19 protein-coding genes and 2 pseudogenes are annotated in these 19,368 nt (G+C 67.9%); 3 read left to right on the forward strand and 18 right to left on the reverse strand.

Going from position 1 to position 19,368, the window contains the following annotated elements:
- Positions 1-19: 19 nt before the first annotated feature.
- The 8 genes from hisG to nthB form a co-directional block, all read right to left on the reverse strand.
- Positions 20-865 (reverse strand): ATP phosphoribosyltransferase, encoded by an 846-nt coding sequence (gene hisG / locus CSR00_RS05320; protein WP_099021346.1) that lies wholly within the window; start codon positions 863-865, stop codon positions 20-22.
- A 4-nt stretch (positions 866-869) separates the two neighbouring features.
- Positions 870-1,151: a phosphoribosyl-ATP diphosphatase gene (locus CSR00_RS05325; protein ID WP_099021347.1), complete on the reverse strand. Its 282-nt coding sequence runs from the start codon at positions 1,149-1,151 to the stop codon at positions 870-872.
- Between the two features lie 115 nt (positions 1,152-1,266).
- Positions 1,267-2,364: a substrate-binding domain-containing protein gene (locus CSR00_RS05330; protein ID WP_099021348.1), complete on the reverse strand. Its 1,098-nt coding sequence runs from the start codon at positions 2,362-2,364 to the stop codon at positions 1,267-1,269.
- Positions 2,365-2,482: 118 nt separating this feature from the next.
- Positions 2,483-2,914: a MarR family winged helix-turn-helix transcriptional regulator gene (locus tag CSR00_RS05335; RefSeq protein WP_099021349.1), complete on the reverse strand. Its 432-nt coding sequence runs from the start codon at positions 2,912-2,914 to the stop codon at positions 2,483-2,485.
- A 95-nt stretch (positions 2,915-3,009) separates the two neighbouring features.
- A complete protein-coding gene (locus CSR00_RS05340) occupies positions 3,010-3,528 on the reverse strand; it encodes a DUF1097 domain-containing protein (protein ID WP_099021350.1) in 519 nt (172 codons plus the stop codon).
- 11 nt (positions 3,529-3,539) lie between these two features.
- A complete protein-coding gene (locus CSR00_RS05345) occupies positions 3,540-3,944 on the reverse strand; it encodes a nitrile hydratase accessory protein (protein ID WP_099021351.1) in 405 nt (134 codons plus the stop codon).
- A complete protein-coding gene (gene nthA, locus CSR00_RS05350; RefSeq protein WP_099021352.1) occupies positions 3,941-4,540 on the reverse strand; it encodes a nitrile hydratase subunit alpha in 600 nt (199 codons plus the stop codon). The genes CSR00_RS05345 and nthA overlap by 4 nt, the downstream gene beginning before the upstream one ends.
- 21 nt (positions 4,541-4,561) lie before the next feature.
- The gene (gene nthB / locus CSR00_RS05355) at positions 4,562-5,257 is read right to left on the reverse strand and encodes a nitrile hydratase subunit beta (RefSeq protein WP_099021353.1); all 696 of its coding nucleotides are present in this window, start codon (positions 5,255-5,257) and stop codon (positions 4,562-4,564) included.
- A 337-nt stretch (positions 5,258-5,594) separates the two neighbouring features.
- Between nthB and CSR00_RS05360 the strand changes: the two genes are divergently transcribed.
- Positions 5,595-6,599, forward strand: coding sequence for an acetamidase/formamidase family protein (locus CSR00_RS05360; protein ID WP_099021354.1), 1,005 nt, complete (start codon positions 5,595-5,597; stop codon positions 6,597-6,599).
- Here the strand turns inward: CSR00_RS05360 and CSR00_RS05365 are convergent.
- Genes CSR00_RS05365 through CSR00_RS05380 form a run of 4 tightly spaced genes read right to left on the reverse strand, consistent with a single transcriptional unit; the run spans position 6,575 to position 9,243 of the window.
- Positions 6,575-7,453, reverse strand: a complete 879-nt coding sequence (locus CSR00_RS05365) for an energy-coupling factor ABC transporter ATP-binding protein (protein ID WP_099021355.1) — start codon at positions 7,451-7,453, stop codon at positions 6,575-6,577. The two genes, CSR00_RS05360 and CSR00_RS05365, sit on opposite strands and share 25 nt — an antisense overlap.
- A gap of 11 nt (positions 7,454-7,464) precedes the next feature.
- The gene (gene cbiQ, locus CSR00_RS05370; protein ID WP_099021356.1) at positions 7,465-8,220 is read right to left on the reverse strand and encodes a cobalt ECF transporter T component CbiQ; all 756 of its coding nucleotides are present in this window, start codon (positions 8,218-8,220) and stop codon (positions 7,465-7,467) included.
- Positions 8,217-8,567, reverse strand: coding sequence for an energy-coupling factor ABC transporter substrate-binding protein (locus CSR00_RS05375; protein ID WP_099021357.1), 351 nt, complete (start codon positions 8,565-8,567; stop codon positions 8,217-8,219). Before CSR00_RS05375 ends, cbiQ begins: the two co-directional genes overlap by 4 nt.
- Positions 8,560-9,243, reverse strand: coding sequence for an energy-coupling factor ABC transporter permease (locus CSR00_RS05380; RefSeq protein ID WP_099021358.1), 684 nt, complete (start codon positions 9,241-9,243; stop codon positions 8,560-8,562). Before CSR00_RS05380 ends, CSR00_RS05375 begins: the two co-directional genes overlap by 8 nt.
- An 82-nt stretch (positions 9,244-9,325) precedes the next feature.
- Here CSR00_RS05380 and CSR00_RS30040 point away from each other — a divergent pair, with 82 nt between their 5' ends.
- Positions 9,326-9,562, forward strand: a complete 237-nt coding sequence (locus CSR00_RS30040) for a hypothetical protein (protein ID WP_141564288.1) — start codon at positions 9,326-9,328, stop codon at positions 9,560-9,562.
- 75 nt (positions 9,563-9,637) lie between these two features.
- Here CSR00_RS30040 and CSR00_RS05385 read toward each other — a convergent pair whose 3' ends face one another.
- From CSR00_RS05385 to metH, 6 genes and pseudogenes are all read right to left on the reverse strand, one after another.
- Positions 9,638-10,930 (reverse strand): MFS transporter, encoded by a 1,293-nt coding sequence (locus CSR00_RS05385; protein WP_245905844.1) that lies wholly within the window; start codon positions 10,928-10,930, stop codon positions 9,638-9,640.
- 5 nt (positions 10,931-10,935) lie between these two features.
- Positions 10,936-11,580: a GntR family transcriptional regulator gene (locus CSR00_RS05390; protein WP_099021402.1), complete on the reverse strand. Its 645-nt coding sequence runs from the start codon at positions 11,578-11,580 to the stop codon at positions 10,936-10,938.
- Positions 11,581-11,705: 125 nt separating this feature from the next.
- A pseudogene (locus CSR00_RS31760) lies at positions 11,706-12,365 on the reverse strand (MFS transporter); the annotation flags it as partial.
- Positions 12,342-13,337, reverse strand: a pseudogene (locus tag CSR00_RS31765) (MFS transporter); the annotation flags it as partial. The pseudogenes CSR00_RS31765 and CSR00_RS31760, both read right to left, overlap by 24 nt.
- Before the next feature lie 78 nt (positions 13,338-13,415).
- On the reverse strand, positions 13,416-14,135 hold the full coding sequence (locus CSR00_RS05400; RefSeq protein ID WP_281259672.1) for an HAD family hydrolase: 720 nt from the start codon (positions 14,133-14,135) through the stop codon (positions 13,416-13,418).
- A 61-nt stretch (positions 14,136-14,196) separates the two neighbouring features.
- The gene (gene metH, locus CSR00_RS05405; RefSeq protein WP_099021360.1) at positions 14,197-17,964 is read right to left on the reverse strand and encodes a methionine synthase; all 3,768 of its coding nucleotides are present in this window, start codon (positions 17,962-17,964) and stop codon (positions 14,197-14,199) included.
- A gap of 491 nt (positions 17,965-18,455) precedes the next feature.
- Between metH and CSR00_RS05410 the strand changes: the two genes are divergently transcribed.
- On the forward strand, positions 18,456-19,340 hold the full coding sequence (locus tag CSR00_RS05410; protein ID WP_099021361.1) for a PAC2 family protein: 885 nt from the start codon (positions 18,456-18,458) through the stop codon (positions 19,338-19,340).
- The last annotated feature ends 28 nt before the right edge of the window (positions 19,341-19,368 follow it).

Raw genomic sequence — 19,368 nt, forward strand, 5'->3', positions numbered from 1 at the left:
AGGTGAACCGCGGGTTGACTTAGAAGCGGCAGAACCGGATGTCGGAGGCCAGGATCGCCTTTGCGCCGATGGTGGCCAGTTCGTCCATGATCGCGTTAACGGCCTTGCGCGGCACCAGTGCCCGCACCGCCACCCAGCCGGGATCGGCCAGCGGGGCGATGGTCGGCGACTCCAGGCCGGGGGTCACGGCGGTGGCCTGTTCCAGCACGCTACGGGGACAGTCATAGTCGAGCATCAGGTACTGCTGGCCGAAGACGACGCCCTGCACCCGGGCGACCAGCTGGTCGCGCGCGCGGTCGACGTCGGGATCGTCGGACTCGATCAATACCGCCTCGGAGTCGCACAGCGGCTCGCCGAAGGCGACCAGCCCGTGCAGATTCAGGGTGCGTCCCGAACCCACCACGTCGGCGATGGCATCGGCCACCCCGAGCTGGATCGAGATCTCCACGGCACCGTCGAGCCGGATGACGGTGGCCTCGATCCCCTTGTCGGCCAGATCCTTTCGCACCAGGTTCGGATATGCGGTCGCGATGCGCCTGCCCGCCAGGTCGGCGGTGGTCCAGTCCCGTCCGGCCGGAGCCGCGTAGCGGAAGCTCGACGATCCGAATCCCAGCGCCAGCCGTTCGCGCACCGGTGCCTCGGACTCCCGGGCCAGGTCACGGCCGGTGATGCCGAAGTGCAGCTCACCCGAACCCACGTAGATCGCGATGTCCTTGGGCCGCAGGAAGAAGAACTCGACGTTGTTGACCGGGTCGATGACGGTCAGGTCCTTGGGGTCGGTACGGCGGCGGTACCCGGCCTCGGAGAGGATCTCGGCGGCCGGCTCGCTCAACGCGCCCTTGTTGGGCACGGCTACACGCAGCATCTCGTCACAACTTCCGGTACACGTCGTCGAGGGTCAGCCCGCGGGCGAGCATCAGCACCTGGGTCCAGTACAGCAGCTGGCTGATCTCACCGGCCAGGGCATCGTCGGACTCGTGCTCGGCCGCCAGCCACACCTCGCCGGCCTCCTCGAGGATCTTCTTGCCCACGGTGTGCACACCGGCGTCCAGCGCGGCGACGGTGCCGCTGCCCGCCGGCCGGGTCCGGGCCCGCTCGGCCAGCTCGGCGAACAACTCCTCGAAGGTCTTCACGGCCAGTGATTGTTTCATGTGGCCGCGATCGGGCCCGATCGCCCCCGCTCACCGGCGGCCATCGCCGATCGACCGGCCCGTCCCAGCGCGGCGACACCGGGCCGCCGTGGCCCGCCCGTCGGACCGTCAGGGCTCAGGCAGCCGAGATCCTGGCTCTGACCTCGAAGTCCAGGTCCTTGGCTTCCGCGACGTAGATGTCCTGGGTGAGCTGGTTCCCCCGCATCCTGACCTCACCGCGCGGGCTGGTGTAGGCGAGGTTCTCCGCCGCGCGGCTCATCGCCGCCAGTTCGAGCCCGCCCGCGCGCGAGGCCAGGGCGATCAGCAAGGTGATCGCCTCGTAGCAGGACTCGCCGATACTGTTCAACGCCGGCGCGGCGGGGCCGAACCGACCGTAGTAGTGCGCCGCGAAATCCATACTCGACGTCGTGTTGAGCGCTTCGAAGAATCCGGCGGCGGCGAACAGCCCGCGATTGCCCTCACAGCCACTGGCCAGCAGCATGTTCTCCTCGACGTGGGGACTCAACCGTGGCACCGAGCCGTCGAGTCCCGAGGCGGCGAACTGGCGGTTGAATGCCACACCGTCCCCCCCGACCAGCATCAGCAGCACGCCGGTGGCAGCGGATATCTGCACCCGACGGATCTCCTCGGCGAAGTCGGCCGTGCCCAGCGGCACGTAGATCTCCTCCAGCAGCGGCGTACCCCTGCTCCGGGCATGGTGGCGCGCGGCCGCGGCCGTCTGACGCGGCCAGACGTAGTCGTTGCCGATCAGGATCCAGCGGTCGATGCCGTACTCGTCGCGCATCCAGTCCATCGCCGGCAGCAGCTGACGCGACGGTGTCTCACCGGTCAGGAACAGGCCGGGGGTACGCTCGCCACCCTCGTACAGGGGGCCGTACACATATGGCACACGACTGTCGGTCACGCGGGCGATCGCCTTCCGCACCGGTGAGATGTGCCATCCCGTGACCGCGTCGACCGCGTTGCCGTCGAGCAGCCGGGCGATATCGGAGGCCACGACCGCAGGTGGGCGGCTGCCGTCGACCGGTATCAACCGCACGGGCTTTCCCAACAGCCCACTGCCGGCGTTGAGATCCGCGATGGCCAACTCGGCACAGGCCTCGCAGGACGGCCCGTAGATCCCCGCCGAACCGCTGCGGGGGATCACCAGGGCGATGTCGATGCTGTCCGCTGCCCGGCCGGCCGTGATGCGCCTTGACGGTGTCCCGTTCATTCTCGCGTCTCCGTCCCGCCCCGGCGGTCTGTCGTCGGCTTCATCGTGCTCCGAGCAGGTTACGGCGACATTGCGCAACTGTTCTTCCGGTGGAAAGTTGCAGCGGTGACGAAACGGACTACCGCGGCAGAACCGCCACCCTCGCCAGGTTGCGAATCAAGGTGACGGCGGCCTCCTCGCCGAGTTCCGCCGTCAACGCCGCCTTGACCTGAGATTCCTGCCTGGACAGTCGGCGCACCTTGGCCTTGCCCCGAGCCGACAGATAGATCAGCACCCGCCTGCGATCGGTGGCGTCGACACGGCGCAGCACGAAGCCCCCGTCGACGAGCCTGTCGACGATGCGCGTCAAGGTCGGCGGGGGAATCGCCATCGCCGAGGACACCTCGCTCATCGTCAAACCATCACCGCCACGCAGCGCACCCATCACCCGCCACGCCTCGATGCTGTTGACTTCCGCATCGACCAGGCCCTGCGCCAGGGTGTCGGTCCACCAGCGCCCGGCCCGAAACAGGACTTCGGAGACGCTCTCGAGACTGGTCGATGTCGGCACAGCGCTCCCCTGGTCGCGGAAGAAAAAATGCTTTCACGATGAACTATTGTTCAGCGAACACTATCTCATACTGGTACCGTCTGCAGGCTCACCGGCTAGGCGGGCTGGGGCAACTCCCCCGCCCGCCCGGGCACCATCCGGCCGATCAGGGCGGCACCCCATTCGGAAACCAGCCCGAAGCATCCTCCGACCAGTGCCGTGATCGCGGCCGTCAGGGCAGGGTGAGTGATGCCGACCTCCGTGATCGGCACGCCCGTGGCGGCGATCGTCCCCACGGTCATCGCGAACCCGAAAACGATTGCCGGAGTGGTCGATATCAGTGGCACCCGGGATACCTGGACCATGGCGAAGCTGCCCACGCCCACCGCGACCGACAGCAACAGGGCACTGGAGCTACCGCTAACCGCCAAGAGCGTGCACGTGGCAATGACGATTCCGGCCCAGTTGCAGGCCACCGAACGGACCAGGCCCATCGGCCCCGATCCGACGAAGAAGAAGGAGGCCCACGCCAAGAAGAGCACCCAGACCGGCAGCGGCCAGACGGTGGCCGTCATCAGTGTGGAGAGCATCCCCAGTATCCCGACGCTGATCGACAGCGCCGTGAGCTTCGACATCGCGCTTCCTTTCAGCGGCCGAGGCCGTGGTCGTGGTTGTGGTCATGGCCATGGTCATGGTCATGGTCATGGTCATCGTGTGACAGCCTGCGCAATTCCGCGGCGGTGCGCGCATCTAGGAGCGCGGCGTCGAAGAAGTCGCGGTCGGCGGCAAGCCGGCAGAACGCCTCGCCGAACTGGCGGTAATACACTGCAGGATCACTGGTCTCATCCACCGCGCTGTCGCCGATGACCGCGATGAGATGCTCCTTGAACTCGTCCCACTCGAAGGCGCCGGCCTGGCACAGGTGTACCACCAGTCCGAACAGGCGCCCCTGCCACGGCGCGTCGAAGACGAGCTCACCGTTGGACCGCGGTAGTGCGCCGGCGGTGCCCGGTATGTCGAATGTCCCCAGGTCCAATGCGGTCGACGTCATTGCGCCGCCTCCGGGGCCGAGAGCAGCACGGTACCCACCATTGAATCGCGAGTGATCAGCGGGACGAGCTCGTCGGCCGACATTCCTTCTGTTCCCTTGGGCCGCTGCGGCACCACCAGGTAGCGAATCTCTGCGCTGCTGTCCCACACGTCGATCTTGACCCGGTCGGGAAGCGTCACCCCGAACTCGGCGAGCACGCTGCGCGGATCCTTGACGACACGCGCGCGGTACTGTGGGTATTTGAACCAGGCCGGCGGGATCCCCAGCAGTGTCCACGGGTAGCACGAGCACAGCGTGCAGACCACCATGTTGTGGACATCGTCGGTGTTCTCCACGGCGACCATGTGCTCGGTCTGCAGGCCGGTGAAGCCCATATCGGCGATCGCGGCAGTGGCATCCGACAACAGCCAGTCGTGGTATTTCGGATCGGTCCATGCGCGAGCGACGACCTTGGCGCCGTTGATCGGACCCATGTCGTTCTCGAACGACGCCACCACGGCATCGACGGCCTCGTGCTCGGCGAGCCCCTTCTCCACCATGAGGGACTCCAGTGCATTCACCCGAGCCTCGACGTCAGACATTGACAGCCAGTTCATTTCGTTGATCTCCCAATTCTCCTAGTTGACGGGTTCGAGATAGTTCTCGAAAAGGTCGGCGTACAGGTCGAAGTCCTCGGCGGCATCGTCGCCCCAGAGCTCCTTGGAGCTGAACTTGACCATGTAGAGGTGGTGCGGCGAGTCGACCTGCTTGTGGGCGCTGTCGGCGGGATCGTGAAACGCGCCGTACTGCCGGACGACGACGCCCTTGATCTTGTTCAGATACCCCGGCAGACGGTTGTGCGTGACCTCGTTGATGTTGCGGACGACGACCTCGGCGCCGACCGCGAACGCGGGATCGGCATCGGAGGGCAGGTCGTGTGGTGTTCCCTTCCACAGCACCTCGATCATGTCCCGGGCGAACGGCGTGAGTTGCTCCGGTTTCTCGGGGTGGGGTTTCATGTCGGGCGCGCCGAGTTCGCGCATCCGCTCGTCGACCTGCTCGTGGGTGATGTAGCCCTTGTCGTTGAGCAACTTCTCCACCGAGAAGAGCCAGTGGGCGTAGTAGGTGGAGTCGAGGTAGTCGCTCCACTTCATCAGCTCGATCCCGTGGCGTTGTTCATCGAGATTGAATGCGCCGTTCTTGATCGCCATCGCTGTGATCGCGTGCATCCTGCCCTCGAAGGGGTAGCGCCAGTCGGGAATCCCGGGCTCGAGAAACTCGGGCTCGATGGGTCCCAGCCCGTCGCGGCCCCCCAGGTCGTGTGGCCCGTGCATCGCATCAGCTCCAATCATTATTTCGGATGGTTAATACTTCCGTTGTGAAAGTGTGTAGGCAGCTACGACATGACGCAATCGCTGGATGCCGACGTAACAGACGTTTTACATGGTGGGCCCACCGGTTGTTAAGCGCATATTTCCAGATGGAAATACCCGTGCGCCCAGGTTGACGCGTCGACGTGCGCCGCGTAAAGAATGTCATGCAATATTTGTCTCTTGGAACTATTTGGCGTGCGCGACCGGTGTTTCGCGGCGCACGCCGCGCCCAGTGGTGACCCCGGCAGCAGGCCGGGACCAGCCCCGGGCCGTTGTCGACGACACGAAGGAGCCTCGCATGCACATCATCGACTTCACCCCCGCGCGCGATCAGTACGTGTGGACGTTCGGCGGAGCCGCTCCTGTCATGGAGGTGGCTCCCGGGACGGCGTTGCGTCTGTGGACCGAGGATGCGTTCGCCGGGCGGGTCACCTCCCCGGCGGACAAACCCAGTCAGGTGCTCAATCCCAAAGAACTCAACCCGCAAACCGGCCCGTTCTTCGTGACCGGCGCCGAACCCGGGGACACCCTGGCGTTGCACTTCGCCGCGATCCAGCCGGCTCGCGACTGGGCGGCCTCCACCACCATCCCGTTGTTCGGCGCACTGACCGGAACCGACAAGACCGCCACGCTGCAGCCGCCCCTGCCCGAGCTCACCTGGATCTACCGGGTGAATGCCGCCGCGGGTACCGCGACGTTCGTGGCCCACGACGGCGACTTCACCCTCGACCTACCGCTGGCGCCGATGCTGGGGACCGTCGGCGTGGCACCGGCGCTGCGCGAGGTCCGTACCACCCTGGTGCCCGACTATTTCGGGGGCAACATGGACTCCCCCGAGCTTCGCGCCGGTACCACCGTGTATCTCGGCGTCAACGTCCCCGGGGCGTTGTTCTCCGTGGGCGACGGCCACTACCGCCAGGGCGAGGGCGAGACCTGCGGAACGGCCCTTGAGGGCGCCATGAACGTCACCGTGATCGTCGATCTGATCAAGGGCTCGGCACCGGCCTGGCCACGCTTCGAACACGACGATGCGTTGATCACCGTCGGCTCGGCACGACCCCTCGAAGACGCCTGGCGGGCAAGCCAGGTCGAGATGGTGCGCTGGCTCACCGAGCTCTACGACCTCACCGACATGGACGCCTACCAACTGTGCAGTCAGCTGTCCCTGTCGCCCCTGGCCAACGTCGTCGACGTCAACTACAGTGCCGTCACCAAGATCCACAAGACCCTGCTGCCCGCCGCCACCCCGTTCGGCGGCGTGCATCGCCGGCTTCGCGATCAGTCCAGACTGCTCGCCGGCTGAGGGTGCGCATCGACGACTCCGACGAGCGAGCCCCGCAGGGCATCGCGCAGCTGCCCGGTCGTCGACGGACTGGCACCGGCAGGCAGAACGCCGTCGCCGATCAACTCCCGGGCCAATGCCATCAGCCAGGGCATCCTCAACCTCGCCCGCGCCAGCAGGGGTTCGTCGGCGAGAACCTCGACCGGCCTGCCCTGCCGCACCCGCCCACGCTCGATGACGGCCACGGAGTCCGCCCATTCCAGTGCGAGCGCAGTGTCGTGCGTCGAGAGCACCACGGTGGTGCCCTCGCGCTCGAGTCCGGCCAATGTGGCGAACAGCTCATCCACTCCCGCGGGATCGACGCCCGCCGTCGGCTCGTCCAGCAGTAGCACGCAGGGTCGCATCGCGATGGCACCGGCGATGGCGACACGTTTGCGTTGCCCGAACGACAACTGATGCGTCGGCCGGTCCTGCAGTGCGGTGATCGCGAGCAGGGCGCACGCCCGGTCGACTCGCTCGTCGATCTCGGCCCGGGACAATCCCAGGTTCATCGGACCGTAGGCAATGTCCTCGCGCACATTCGCCGAGAACAACTGGTCATCGGGATCCTGGAAGACGAGCTGCACCCGCTGGCGGTGCTCGCGCAGCCCACGCCGAGTCTGCCGCAGCGGATGACCGTCGATGCAGATCTCGCCCGCCGCCGGAGCCAGAATGCCCGACAGGCACTGCAGCAGTGTGCTCTTGCCCGAGCCGTTGGCGCCCAGGAGCGCAACCCGCGATCCCGGCGCGACGTCCAGGCACGCACCGTGCAGCACGTCCTGGCCCCGCTGGTAGCCGAAGCGAATACCGGCGGCGGTGAGGTGTCGGTGACTCATCGAGGACTCCTTCAGAAGAGGGGCAGCCTGGCGGACACGACCGACGACACCACGGCGACGCAGAGCACCGTCGCCAGGGCGGCCCCGAGGAACCTCCGCGACACACCGACGGGGGCGAGCACGATGTGAGTCCGGCCGAAACTGCGCCCGGACAGGCCGCGCTCGAGGGCGTGGCCGCGCTGCCAGGCCCGCACGAGGATGGCCGCGGTCAACATCCCCGCCGATCGGACCGAGCGGCCCGCCGTGCTGTACCCCAGCCGTGCGGTCTGCGACTTGCGCACAACCGTCACCGACTCCAGGAACAGGAACACCATCCGGTACATCGCCGTGATGATGTCCACGCATGCGGCCGGGATCCCGCACCGCCGCATCCCGGCCGCGAGGTCGCTCATCGGTGTCGTCGATGCCAGCAGCACCATGGCCGCCGTGGCCGCGAGCGCGCGGGTCGCCGTGGCGATCGCGGGCAGCACGGAGCCGTCCGGGATCGTCAGCGCCGCCCCGTCAGGGTCCCAGGTCAGCGCTGTCGATCCAGCCGCCACGAGGATGAAGACCGCGGGCACCCGCAACATCCGAAACAGATGTGCCCGCGGCGCGCGCGCCATGCGGGCGGCGACCATGGCGACGATCATCACCAGCGGCGCCGCCGGCCACGCGGGCAGGAGCAAAGCACATCCCAGCAGGCCGCAGCACAGGGTCATCTTCTCGGTCACCGACCGCGTCCGCCAACGGCTGTCCCAGGCGACGGCGTCCAACCGGGGCTGGATCACCGGGGCTCATCGGATGCTGAGGGTACCGGCGAGATCCTTGGGCGCCTGCGGCGCATCGCGCCCAGGACATAGCCGAAGACCCCCGCGCCGACCGCTGCCTGAAGCGCGAACAGCCCGGACTCGATCTCCGCAGACGGGGGCGAGAACACACTGTGGAACCACGGTTCGTAGCCGGGGTCCGTCCTCGCGATCGACTCCACGGCCGCGGTGTCGGTACCGACGAACCCACCGTCGGGAGAGGCCGGGGACCGACCGAGCGCGACGCAGCACACGAACACCGCGACGACCGCCAACAGCAGCGCGATGTTGACCCCGACAGAGCTCGGATACTTCCGTCCTTCACGCATGTTCGTTCGCCTTCCCCCGGGCGTCGACGACGCCCAGTTGATCCAACTCGGGACCCGCAACACTCATCAGAACGCGTAGCACGACGACGCCCAGCAGCCCTTCGATCACCGCCAGCGGCACCTGTGTCACCGCGAACACGGAGAGGAACTTGACCATCGCACCGGCGACTCCGTGATGTGCGTCCGGGAAGGCCAGCGCCAGCTGGATCGAGGTGGTGCAGTAGGTGGCCAGATCAGCGGCCGCCATCGCCGCGAAGATCGCCGCCGATACCCCGGCGACCGGCCTGACGGCCCGCCACAACCCGTAACCCACCCAGGGACCGACGACCGCCAGTGAGAATGCGTTGGCCCCCAGTGTGGTCAGGCCACCGTGCCCCAGCAGCAGCGCCTGGAAGAGCAGCACGACGGTGCCGAGAAATGCCATCACCGGGGGCCGAAACAGCACTGCCCCCAGTCCTGTTCCGGTGGGGTGGCTCGAACTGCCGGTCAGTGAGGGCAGTTTGATCGCCGACAAGACGAAGACGAAGGCACCCGCCGCGGCCAGTAGCAGTCGCGACTCGGGGCGCCGACGTACCTCCCGCACCACCGCGCGTGCGCCGTGCACGACAAAGGGTGCTGCCAGGACGGTCCATGCCGCGGCATGAAGGGGTGGAAGAAATCCCTCGGCGATGTGCATTGTCGGGCCTTTCGTTCGAGCCGGTTCGGCATCATCGTCGGTGCACTGGCCTGCTTGCCGACCTCGCTAGGTCGTGTCACGGGTGGAAACAATCGTTCTCGTCTACATTCCTTTCCCAACAGGACTTCTGGCGGCATGCGCGGGACGCCGGTCGATGTTTATTTCTGTTTGGAAAGTATTGCTCTATGGCACTATCGAGACGGTGCCAGGGGGCTTTGTCGTGGCGGTGACGCCGCTGTTAAGCGCCGGTAACAGCGGCCTCCGCAACCGTGGTTCGCCGGATCGAACAGCGTGGATCCGCCGCCGCATCCACCCGTAGACGGTCGAGCCGGAGAAGCTGCTTCCCAACAATATTGGCAACCACAGCGCCGCCGTCCCCGCCGAGATATCGGCTCTAGACCTGGCACCCCGATGCGGTATCCGCGCACCGCGGCGTCCGCGGCGCAAGGTGTTTGGACCAGCCCGAGGCGCACCGCACCGTCGACGCGGCCGCCAGCACTCCGAGACAGGCCAGCATCACCGGATAGCTGACATAGCGCGCCAGGGCGGCAAGCAGAGCGGGGAAGAGGAATCCGACGTAGGCCAGCGAATAGTAGACACCCGTCAGTCCGACAACCCCGTCGGGCCCGGCGATCCTCTGCACCTCCAGCAGGCCGGAGACGATGGCGATGCCGTATGCGGCGCCCAGGAGCCCGGCCACCAGAACCGCGGCGGCGGCGGAGCGCATCATCGCCGCTCCGGCTGCCGCGATGACGCCGACGGTGATCAGCACCATGGCCACGACGATGGCCCGTGCGCTGGACCGGTCGTCGAGACGTCGGGCGATCGGTTGGACCACAACGCCGCATCCCAGCGTCAGCACGGTGACGGCCGCGGTGTAGAGCAGCGCCCACCGTCCCAGTCCATCGCCGACCGACGCGGGCAGCACGGCGTAGGCGATGGCGGCAGAGCCGAAGATCCACGGCGCCATCGGGACAACCACATGGGTGAACCGACGGTGGGCAACGCCCGGTACCCGCAATGCCGGCAGCCCGGATCCACGCGCTGCGGGCACGCGTGTCTCCACCGTCCGGGTGCAGACCAACCACAGCACGGGCACGCCCAGCAGGGCGTGCAGCACATAGGTGATCACCAGGGGGTCCGGCGCAAACGTCGCGAGCAGTCCCGAACACAACGGGCCGGCACCGAGACCCATCGAGAGCCAGGTGGACGCGCGGCGGGCGCCGGCCCCCGGTCGGACGACCGCGTTGGGCGGTGCGCACAGCTCGATGATCCACGTGGACCCGACGGCCATCGCGATCCCGACGGCCAGCCCGCTGAGCAGGCGTCCGGCCAGCAGCGGACCGTAGCCCGCGACATCGCCGAGCGCCAGCACGAGGCTGCCCATCGCCGAACAGGCGAGCCCGACCGCCAGCACCGGCCGGCGTCCCTGGCGATCGGACAGCGCCGAGGCCAGCAGCAGCCCGGGGACGAGCCCGAGGACGTAGGCGCCCAGGAGGATGTCGACGTCGATCCGGCGGTATCCGCCCTGTTGGTAGGCGATCAGTAGCGGGGTGAACTGATTGCCGCCCCAGGTTGTCCAGGCGACGGCGATCGCGACGGCGAGCCAGGGCGCAATCCCCTTGCGCCGGCCGGACCTCGACCCGCACCTCGGCCCGGACCCTGACGCCGCCGTAGTGGCCGGCAACGCCCTCACGTCAGCGTCACCCGATAGGTCGCCTCCAGATGCCGCAACAGCTCGGCCTCGAAGAGGCCGGTATCCCGTCGCGCGATCGCCGAGATGAGCCTGGCGTGCTCGTCGATGAGCCGCGCCACCTGACCCGGATCGGCCTCAACGGCACCGGCCAGCATTCGCCTTTGTCGGTCACTGAGCGAACAGTAGAACCGTTGACCAATGGAGTTGCCCGCGATCTCGACGATGTGGCGGTGAAAAGCGTCGTCGGCGGCCGCATATTGCCGTAGGTCGCCGGACGACGCGCCGCTGCGTTGCTCATCGAGCAGCGCCTCCAGTTCACCGACCAGCCGGCCGACGGAGTCGGGGCTTCGGAGCACTCTGCGGACGGCGGCGGTCTCCAGCGCCACCCGCATTTCCAGGAGATCCACGGCCTCCCCCACGGTGGGCGGCACGACGACGGCGCCGCGGCGCGGCATCAGGTGCAGCAGGTCCTCGGCGGCCAGACGAAGGAAGGCCTCGTGCACGGGCGTGCGACTGACCCCGAGTGCCGTGGCAACCTCGACCTCGCTCAACAACTCGCCACCCCGGGCGTCTCCGGACAGGATCCGCTCCTTGGTCTGGCGGTAGACACGTTCGCTGCTGGACTGGTCGGCCGTGCTCACCGGCACACGGTATCAGATCTTGCATACAAGCTTGCATGCAAGATCTGATACCCGCACCGGAAGCCGGTCGCGGGCCCGGATCACGGTGTCAGGGCCAGCGCGAAGGCCAGCGCGAACGGCCACCGTCAGTGCGGCGCGCGTTCGTGATGCCAGGCCTCGTCGTGCATGTCCTCCAGCGCCTTGCCCTTGGTCTCCTCGACGAACTGCCAGACGAAGAGGAAGGAGAGCACCGCACAGATGGCGTAGAAGCCGTAGGCCATTCCCAGGACGTCGCGCAGCCCCGGGAAGGTCCAGGAGATGATGAAGTTGGCGATCCACTGGGCGGCGGCGGCCAGACCGAGGGCGGCGGCGCGGATGCGGTTGGGGAACATCTCGCCGAGCAGCACCCACACCACCGGGCCCCAGGACATGCCGAACGCCACGACGAACAGGTTCGCCGCGATGAGCGCGATCGGCCCGGCGGCACCGCTGAGCACCGGATTGCCGTCGACCTGCGGGGCGGTGCCGAACACCACCGCCATGGTGCCGAGGGTGACGGCCATGCCGGTGGAGCCGATCAACAGCAGCGGCTTGCGCCCCACCTTGTCGATGAGCGCGATCGCGATCAGCGTCGTGGCGATGTTGGTCACCGAGGTGATCACCGTGATGACGAACGCGTTCTGCTCCTCGAACCCGACGGCCTCCCACAGCACGTTGGAGTAGTAGAAGATGACGTTGATCCCGACGAACTGCTGGAAGACCGACAGCCCCAGGCCGACCCACACGATGCCGTACAGACCGCCGGTGATACCCACCCACACGGCGAGAGCGACGAAGACGATCGCCAACGGCCACAGTCCGATTCCGAACGAGGTGACCGCCAGTACGCCGAAGATCAGCAGTAGCCACCACATGTACTGCCTGACCACACTGCCCAGCCCGGAGGCGGCCGCGCGCGGTTTGCACAGGTCCATCCAGGACGGCGGTTTCTCCCGGCGCAGGCTGTCCTCGATGCGGCCGATGGTGATCTCGAGATTCTTCTCGCCGAGCAGCATCGTCAGCACCCGGCGCGCCTCGGGAATGCGGTGGGTGGCCACCAGATAGCGCGGTGACTCGGGAATGGTGAACGCGAGCAGGCCATAGGCCAGCGCCGGGACGACCTCGGCGAGGAACATCCACCGCCAGGCCTCCAGGCCCAGCCACAGCTCGTTGGACGACCCGCCCGCGAGCCGGGCCAGGAGCCAGTCGACGGCCAGCGACACGAAGATGCCGCTGACGATGGCGAGCTGCTGCAGCGAACCCAGCCGGCCGCGGATCCGCGGGGGTGAGGTCTCGGCGATGTAGGCGGGCGCGATCACCGACGCGACACCGACGGCGACACCGCCGATCACGCGGAACGCCATGATGATCCAGATGTTCGTACCGACACCGGTGACGACGGCGCTGATCAGGAACAGCAGGGCCGCCAGCTTCATCACCCACAGCCGGCCCATCCGGTCGGCCAGACGTCCGGCGGTCACCGCACCGACCGCGGCGCCCAGCAGGGCCGAGGCCACCACGAACCCGAGGGTGAGGTCGCTGATCGCGAACTCGCGCTCGAGCGCGCTGACGGTCCCGTTGATCACCGCGCTGTCGTAGCCGAACAGCAGCCCGCCCAGGGCGGCCACCGAGGCGACCCGCACCGCGCTTCGCCCGGAGGTGAACTCGTCACCGGCGTCGGCCGGGATCCCTCCACCCACTCCAGCAGTCATCAGCCGCCCCCTTCCGCGCCATTGCATGAGACAGATCACACCTACGATCGCACACAATGCACCCCGGGGGCACCGATATCCGCCGGGCCGCGTCGGCGTGCCGGGTCAGGGAGTGCGCTCGCCGACGGCGCCCCCGAGCTCGGGAAGAATGCCGCCGTACACCGACCGCAGATCACCGAGGCCGATGCGGCTCAGGGAGTGCACGTGCCGGCGCCGCGGGCTGGGCGGGACCACGACCTCGTTGGGCACGACGAGCACGGCGCAGCCGGCGCCCTCGGCCGAGGCGGCCCCGGTGACCGAGTCCTCGATGGCCAGGCACGCCGAGGGCGCCAGGCCCATCAGCTCGGCGGCGCGCACGTAGGGGTCGGGCGCGGGCTTGCCGACGGCCACCTCGTCACCGCACACCGAAACCGAGAAGTAGTGCCGGCCAATGCTGTTGAGGGCCTTCTCGGTGAGCTCGCGCCGGGTGTTGGTGACCAGCGCCATCGGCACGCCCGCGGCGGCCAGCAGATCGAGCAGCTCGCGCGCGCCGTCGCACCACGGCAGGCCCTCCTCGAACAGCTCGCCGACGTAGTCGTGCAACCAGTCGGCGGTCTGCGCCATATGCGCGGGGTCGGGTTCGAGCCCGAGGTCGGCGTAGACGATCTCCATCACGCTCTCCGACGAGCCGCCGACGGTCGAGGCCCGCAGCTCGGGGGTCAGCACCCCACCGAACCGGCGGTAGAGCTCGTGGATCGCGACGTCCCAGAGCTTCTCGGAGTCGACGAGGGTTCCGTCCATGTCCCAGAGCACCGCACTGGGACCCGGCCCCGGCGCCTCGGCCACGGCGTCGTCCGGCGACCACGGCACGCCGCAACGGGCAGGGGGTTTCGTCACCATGTGAGTCTCAGTCCTCCGGGTTGTAGCCGAGGTTGGGCGCGAGCCAGCGCTCGGCCTCGGCCAGCGTCCAGCCCTTGCGCCTCGCGTAATCGGCGACCTGATCCTGGGCCATCCGGCCGACGACGAAGTACTGCGACTGCGGATGCGAGAAGTACCAGCCGCTGACGGCGGCACCGGGCCACATCGCCATCGACTCGGTCAGCTCGATGCCGGTCCGCTTCTCGACGTCCATCAGCTCCCACAGCGTGGCCTTCTCGGTGTGCTCCGGGCAGGCCGGGTAGCCGGGGGCGGGACGGATTCCCACGTACTTCTCGGCAATGAGCGCCTCGTTGTCCAGCTGCTCGTCCGGCTGGAATCCCCAGAACTCCTTGCGAACCCGTTGGTGCATCCGTTCGGCGAACGCCTCCGCCAGCCGGTCGGCGAGGGACTCCAGCAGGATCGCGTTGTAGTCGTCGTTGGCCGCCTTGAACTCGGCCACCCTGTCCGCGCTGCCGAGCCCCGCGGTGACGGCGAACGCCCCGATGTAGTCGGCCAGACCGGTTTCCCTGGGCGCGATGTAGTCGCCCAGCGACCGGTTCGGGATGCCGGCCCGGTGCTGGCCCTGCTGGCGCAGGTTGTGCAACGTCGTCATCACCTGGGTGCGGGTGTCGTCGGTGTAGACCTCGATGTCGTCACCGACGGCGTTGGCGGGGAAGAACCCGATCACCCCGTTGGCGGTCAGCCACTTCTCCTTGATGAGGGTGTCGAGCATCTCCTGAGCGTCCTCGTAGAGCTTGCGGGCCGCCTCGCCGGTCGCCGGGTTGTTGAGGATGTCGGGGAAGCGGCCCTTCATCTCCCAGGCGTTGAAGAACGGCTGCCAGTCGACGTACTCGCGCAGCTCGGCCAGGTCGTAGTCGTGAAACTCCCGTACGCCCAGCCCCTGGGCGGGCACCGGCGGCGTGTAGCCGTCCCAGTCGATCGGCGTCCGGTTGGCGCGGGCCATCTGGAGCGTCAGCATCGGCCGCTCGTTCTTCTGGGCGTGGCGCTCGCGAAGAGATTCGTAGTCCTTCTCGGTGGCCTCCAGCAGGGCGGGCCGCTGCTTGTCGTCGAGCAGCGCAGCCGCGACCGGCACCGAGCGGGAGGCGTCCTTGACCCAGACCACCGGTCCGCCGCGGCGCGGCGCCACCTTGACGGCGGTGTGGGCGCGCGAGGTGGTCGCGCCGCCGATCAGCAGCGGGATCTCCAGGCCCTGGCGTTCCATCTCGACGGCGAAGTTGACCATCTCGTCCAGCGACGGGGTGATCAGGCCGGACAGCCCGATGATGTCGGCTTCGTGCTCCTTGGCGGCGTCGAGGATCTTCTGGGCGGGCACCATCACACCCAGGTCGATGACCTCGAAGTTGTTGCACTGCAGAACCACCCCGACAATGTTCTTGCCGATGTCGTGAACGTCGCCCTTGACGGTCGCCATGATGATCGTGCCGTTGGTGTCCTTGCCCGCGGCGGCGCCGGACTCTTCTTTCTCCGCCTCGATATAGGGCAGCAGATACGCCACCGCCTTCTTCATCACCCGGGCCGACTTGACGACCTGGGGCAGGAACATCTTGCCCGAGCCGAAGAGTTCGCCGACGACGTTCATCCCGTCCATCAGCGGGCCCTCGATCACCTCGATGGGGCGGCCACCGGCGGCGGCGATCTCGGCCCGCAGTTCCTCGGTGTCGTCGTCGACGTGGGCGTCGATGCCCTTGACCAGGGCGTGCGTGATCCGCTCGCGGACCGGCAGGCCGCGCCACTCGGCCGCCGAGGCGTCGCCCCCCTTCTCCGAGCTGTTGAACCGTTCGGCGATCTCCAGGAGCCGTTCGGCCGCGTCCTCGCGACGGTTCAGCACCACGTCCTCGATGCGCTCGCGCAGTTCGGGGTCGATCGAGTCGTAGGGCACCAGCGCGCCGGCATTGACGATGCCCATGTCCAGGCCCGCCTTGATGGCGTGGAACAGGAACACCGCGTGGATGGCCTCGCGGACGGGATTGTTGCCCCGGAACGAGAACGACACGTTGGAGATGCCGCCGGAGATGTGCACCCCGGGCAGGTTCTCCTTGATCCAGGCGCAGGCGTCGATGAAGTCGATCCCGTAGGTCGCGTGCTCCTCGATTCCGGTCGCCAGCGCAAAGCAGTTCGGGTCGAAGATGATGTCCTCGGCCGGGAAGCCGACCTGTTCGGTCAGGATCCGGTAGGCGCGCCCGCAGATCTGCTTGCGGCGCTCCAGGTTGTCGGCCTGGCCCTGCTCGTCGAAGGCCATCACGACGACGGCGGCGCCGTACTTGCGGCACAGCCGTGCCTCGCGGACGAACTTCTCCTCGCCCTCCTTCAGGGAGATCGAGTTGACGATCGGCTTGCCCTGCACGTTCTTCAGGCCCGCCTCGATGACCTCCCACTTGGAGGAGTCGATCATCTCCGGGACCCGGCTGATGTCCGGCTCGGCCGCGACCAGCTTGGTGAACCGGTCCATCGCGGCGACGCCGTCGATCATGCCCTCGTCCATGTTGATGTCGATGACCTGCGCACCGGCCTCGACCTGCTGCAGGGCGACCGACAGCGCGGTGTCGTAGTCCTCGGCCTTGATCAGGTTGCGGAACCGGGCCGAGCCGGTGATGTTGGTGCGCTCACCGATGTTGACGAACAGCGAACCGTCGGTGATGTTCAGCGGCTCCAGGCCCGCGAGCCGGGTGGCCACCTCGATCTGCGGCACCTCGCGCGGCGGCGTGCCCTCGACGGCCTTGGCGATCTCGGCGATGTGCGCCGGCCCGGTTCCGCAGCACCCGCCGACCAGGTTGACCAGGCCGGCCTCGGCGAACTCGGCGAGGTAGCCGGCCTGCCGCTGCGGGGACTCGTCGTACTCGCCGAAGGCGTTGGGCAGTCCGGCGTTGGGATAGCAGGACACGAAGGTGTCGGCGATCCGGGACATCTCGGCGATGTAGGGCCTCATCTCCGGTGCGCCCAGGGCGCAGTTGAGGCCGACCGCGATCGGTTTGGCGTGCCTGATCGAGTTCCAGAACGCCTCGGTGACCTGGCCGGACAACGTCCGCCCGGAGGCATCGGTGATGGTGCCCGAGATGATCACCGGCCAGCTTCGCCCGCGGTCCTCGAACAGCGTCTCGATGGCGAACACCGCCGCCTTGGCGTTGAGCGAATCGAAGATCGTCTCGACCAGGATGATGTCGGCGCCGCCGTCGACCAGGCCGTTGGCGGCCTCGAGATAGGCGGCGACCAGCTGGTCGTAGGAGACGTTGCGGGCCCCGGGGTCGTTGACGTCCGGCGAGATCGACGCGGTGCGCGTCGTGGGCCCCAGAGTGCCGGCGACGTAGCGGGGCTTGGACGGCGTGGCGAACTCGTCGGCGGCCTTACGGGCCAGGGTGGCGCCGACGTAGTTGAGCTCGTAGCTCAGCTTCTCCATGCCGTAGTCGGCCATCGAGATCGCGTTCGCGTTGAAGGTGTTGGTCTCGATGATGTCGGCGCCCACCTCGAGGTATTCGCGGTGGATTCCCTCGATGATCTGCGGCTGCGTCAGGTTGAGCAGGTCGTTGTTGCCGACGAGATCGCTCGGCCAGTCCTTGAACCGTTCGCCGCGGTAGCCGGCCTCGTCCGGCCGGTCCCGCTGGATCGCGGTGCCCATCGCGCCGTCGATCACCACGATCCGCTGCCGCAGTGTCGCCGTCAGTGCGTCGGTGCAGTCGGGCCGGATGTTCGGCTCGAAGGTGCTCGAATCGGTGTCCGGGGCGTTGTTCGAGGCGTTCACATGCGCTCCTTCCGTAACGGAAGGCGTCCTTGACTTCGTCGAGCGTGGCGGATACCGCGGGGACCCCGCCCCCGGATAGCCGTTGCAACGCCTCTCGACCAGGCAAGTCTACGTCGTCACCCGATCGACGTCCGGACGCCCAACTCGTCGCCGCGATCGACCCCGAACCCCGTTCCGACCCCGGCCGTCGCGGCATAATCGCGGGTATCAGGGTCAACCAAATTGCGGCCGAACGTATTTCGTCTCGTCGACCCCGGCCCCGCCGTGGTCGCGGTGGGACCGACCATGATCCGCCGGGACGGCGCACCGACCGGATCGGTGTCATCGCCGGTCCTGTGGGCAGGGGTCACATGGCCAGGGTAGTGGGTGGGGGCAAACCTCTTCGCGCGCGCCTCTTCGCGCGTGGCCGGGGGCCCCGGTCGGCCCCCGCTTCGACGCCGCGCGGCCCGCCGAGGTGTCTGGATGTCCCACGCAGGCCTTACGCTGGATCAGTGACCTCGCAGCCAGCCCGCGGAGCCAATCTGCCCGAACTGCGCAACTCCATCGTTGTGGCGGCCTTCGAAGGCTGGAACGACGCCGGCGACGCCGCCAGCGACGCCCTGCAGCATCTGGACGCGATCTGGGAGGCCACCCCGATCATCGAAATCGACGACGAGTCCTACTACGACTACCAGGTCAACCGCCCGGTGATCCGGCAGGTCGACGGCGTGACCCGCGAACTGGTGTGGCCCTCGATGCAGATCTCGCACTGCCGTCCGCCGGGTAGCGACCGCGACGTCGTCCTGATGCACGGGGTGGAGCCGAACATGCGCTGGCGCACGTTCTGCGCCGAACTGCTGGCGATCGCCGAGAAACTCGACGTCGAGACGGTGGTGATCCTGGGTGCGTTGCTGGCCGACACGCCGCACACCCGGCCGGTGCCGGTGTCGGGGGCGGCCTACTCCCCCGAGTCGTCGAAGTTCTTCGGCCTGGAGGAGACCCGCTACGAGGGCCCGACCGGCATCGCCGGGGTCTTCCAGGACGCCTGCGTCACCGCCGGCATCCCGGCGGTGACGTTCTGGGCGGCGGTTCCGCACTACGTGTCGCAGCCGCCCAACCCGAAGGCCACCGTGGCCCTGCTGCGGCGGGTCGAGGAGGTGCTCGACATCGAGGTTCCGCTCGCCGACCTGCCGATGCAGGCCGAGGAGTGGGAGGAGGCGGTCTCGGAGATGACCGCCGAGGACGAGGAGATCTCCGAGTACGTGGCCTCGCTGGAGCAGCGCGGGGACGCCGAGGTGGACATGAACGACGCGCTGGGCAAGATCGACGGCGACGCGCTGGCCGCCGAGTTCGAGCGCTACCTGCGCCGGCGCGGTCGGGGCTCACGAGGTCAGTAACAAAGGACCGCTCGGCCCTCGACGGCGC

Source organism: Mycolicibacterium palauense (genome assembly GCF_002592005.1).
GTDB lineage: Bacteria > Actinomycetota > Actinomycetes > Mycobacteriales > Mycobacteriaceae > Mycobacterium > Mycobacterium palauense.

What these genes read in the sequence shown, in the direction of transcription:
- nthA (WP_099021352.1), bottom strand. Translation starts at nt 4,540, where the DNA reads ATGAACTGGCTGTCAATGTCTGACGTCGAGGCTCGGGTGAATGCACTG.
- CSR00_RS05380 (WP_099021358.1), bottom strand. Translation starts at nt 9,243, where the DNA reads ATGCACATCGCCGAGGGATTTCTTCCACCCCTTCATGCCGCGGCATGG.
- CSR00_RS05345 (WP_099021351.1), bottom strand. Translation starts at nt 3,944, where the DNA reads ATGACGTCGACCGCATTGGACCTGGGGACATTCGACATACCGGGCACC.
- CSR00_RS05325 (WP_099021347.1), bottom strand. Translation starts at nt 1,151, where the DNA reads ATGAAACAATCACTGGCCGTGAAGACCTTCGAGGAGTTGTTCGCCGAG.
- CSR00_RS05375 (WP_099021357.1), bottom strand. Translation starts at nt 8,567, where the DNA reads ATGCGTGAAGGACGGAAGTATCCGAGCTCTGTCGGGGTCAACATCGCG.
- hisG (WP_099021346.1), bottom strand. Translation starts at nt 865, where the DNA reads ATGCTGCGTGTAGCCGTGCCCAACAAGGGCGCGTTGAGCGAGCCGGCC.
- CSR00_RS05340 (WP_099021350.1), bottom strand. Translation starts at nt 3,528, where the DNA reads ATGTCGAAGCTCACGGCGCTGTCGATCAGCGTCGGGATACTGGGGATG.
- nthB (WP_099021353.1), bottom strand. Translation starts at nt 5,257, where the DNA reads ATGCACGGGCCACACGACCTGGGGGGCCGCGACGGGCTGGGACCCATC.
- CSR00_RS05330 (WP_099021348.1), bottom strand. Translation starts at nt 2,364, where the DNA reads ATGAACGGGACACCGTCAAGGCGCATCACGGCCGGCCGGGCAGCGGAC.
- CSR00_RS05360 (WP_099021354.1), top strand. Translation starts at nt 5,595, where the DNA reads ATGCACATCATCGACTTCACCCCCGCGCGCGATCAGTACGTGTGGACG.
- CSR00_RS05365 (WP_099021355.1), bottom strand. Translation starts at nt 7,453, where the DNA reads ATGAGTCACCGACACCTCACCGCCGCCGGTATTCGCTTCGGCTACCAG.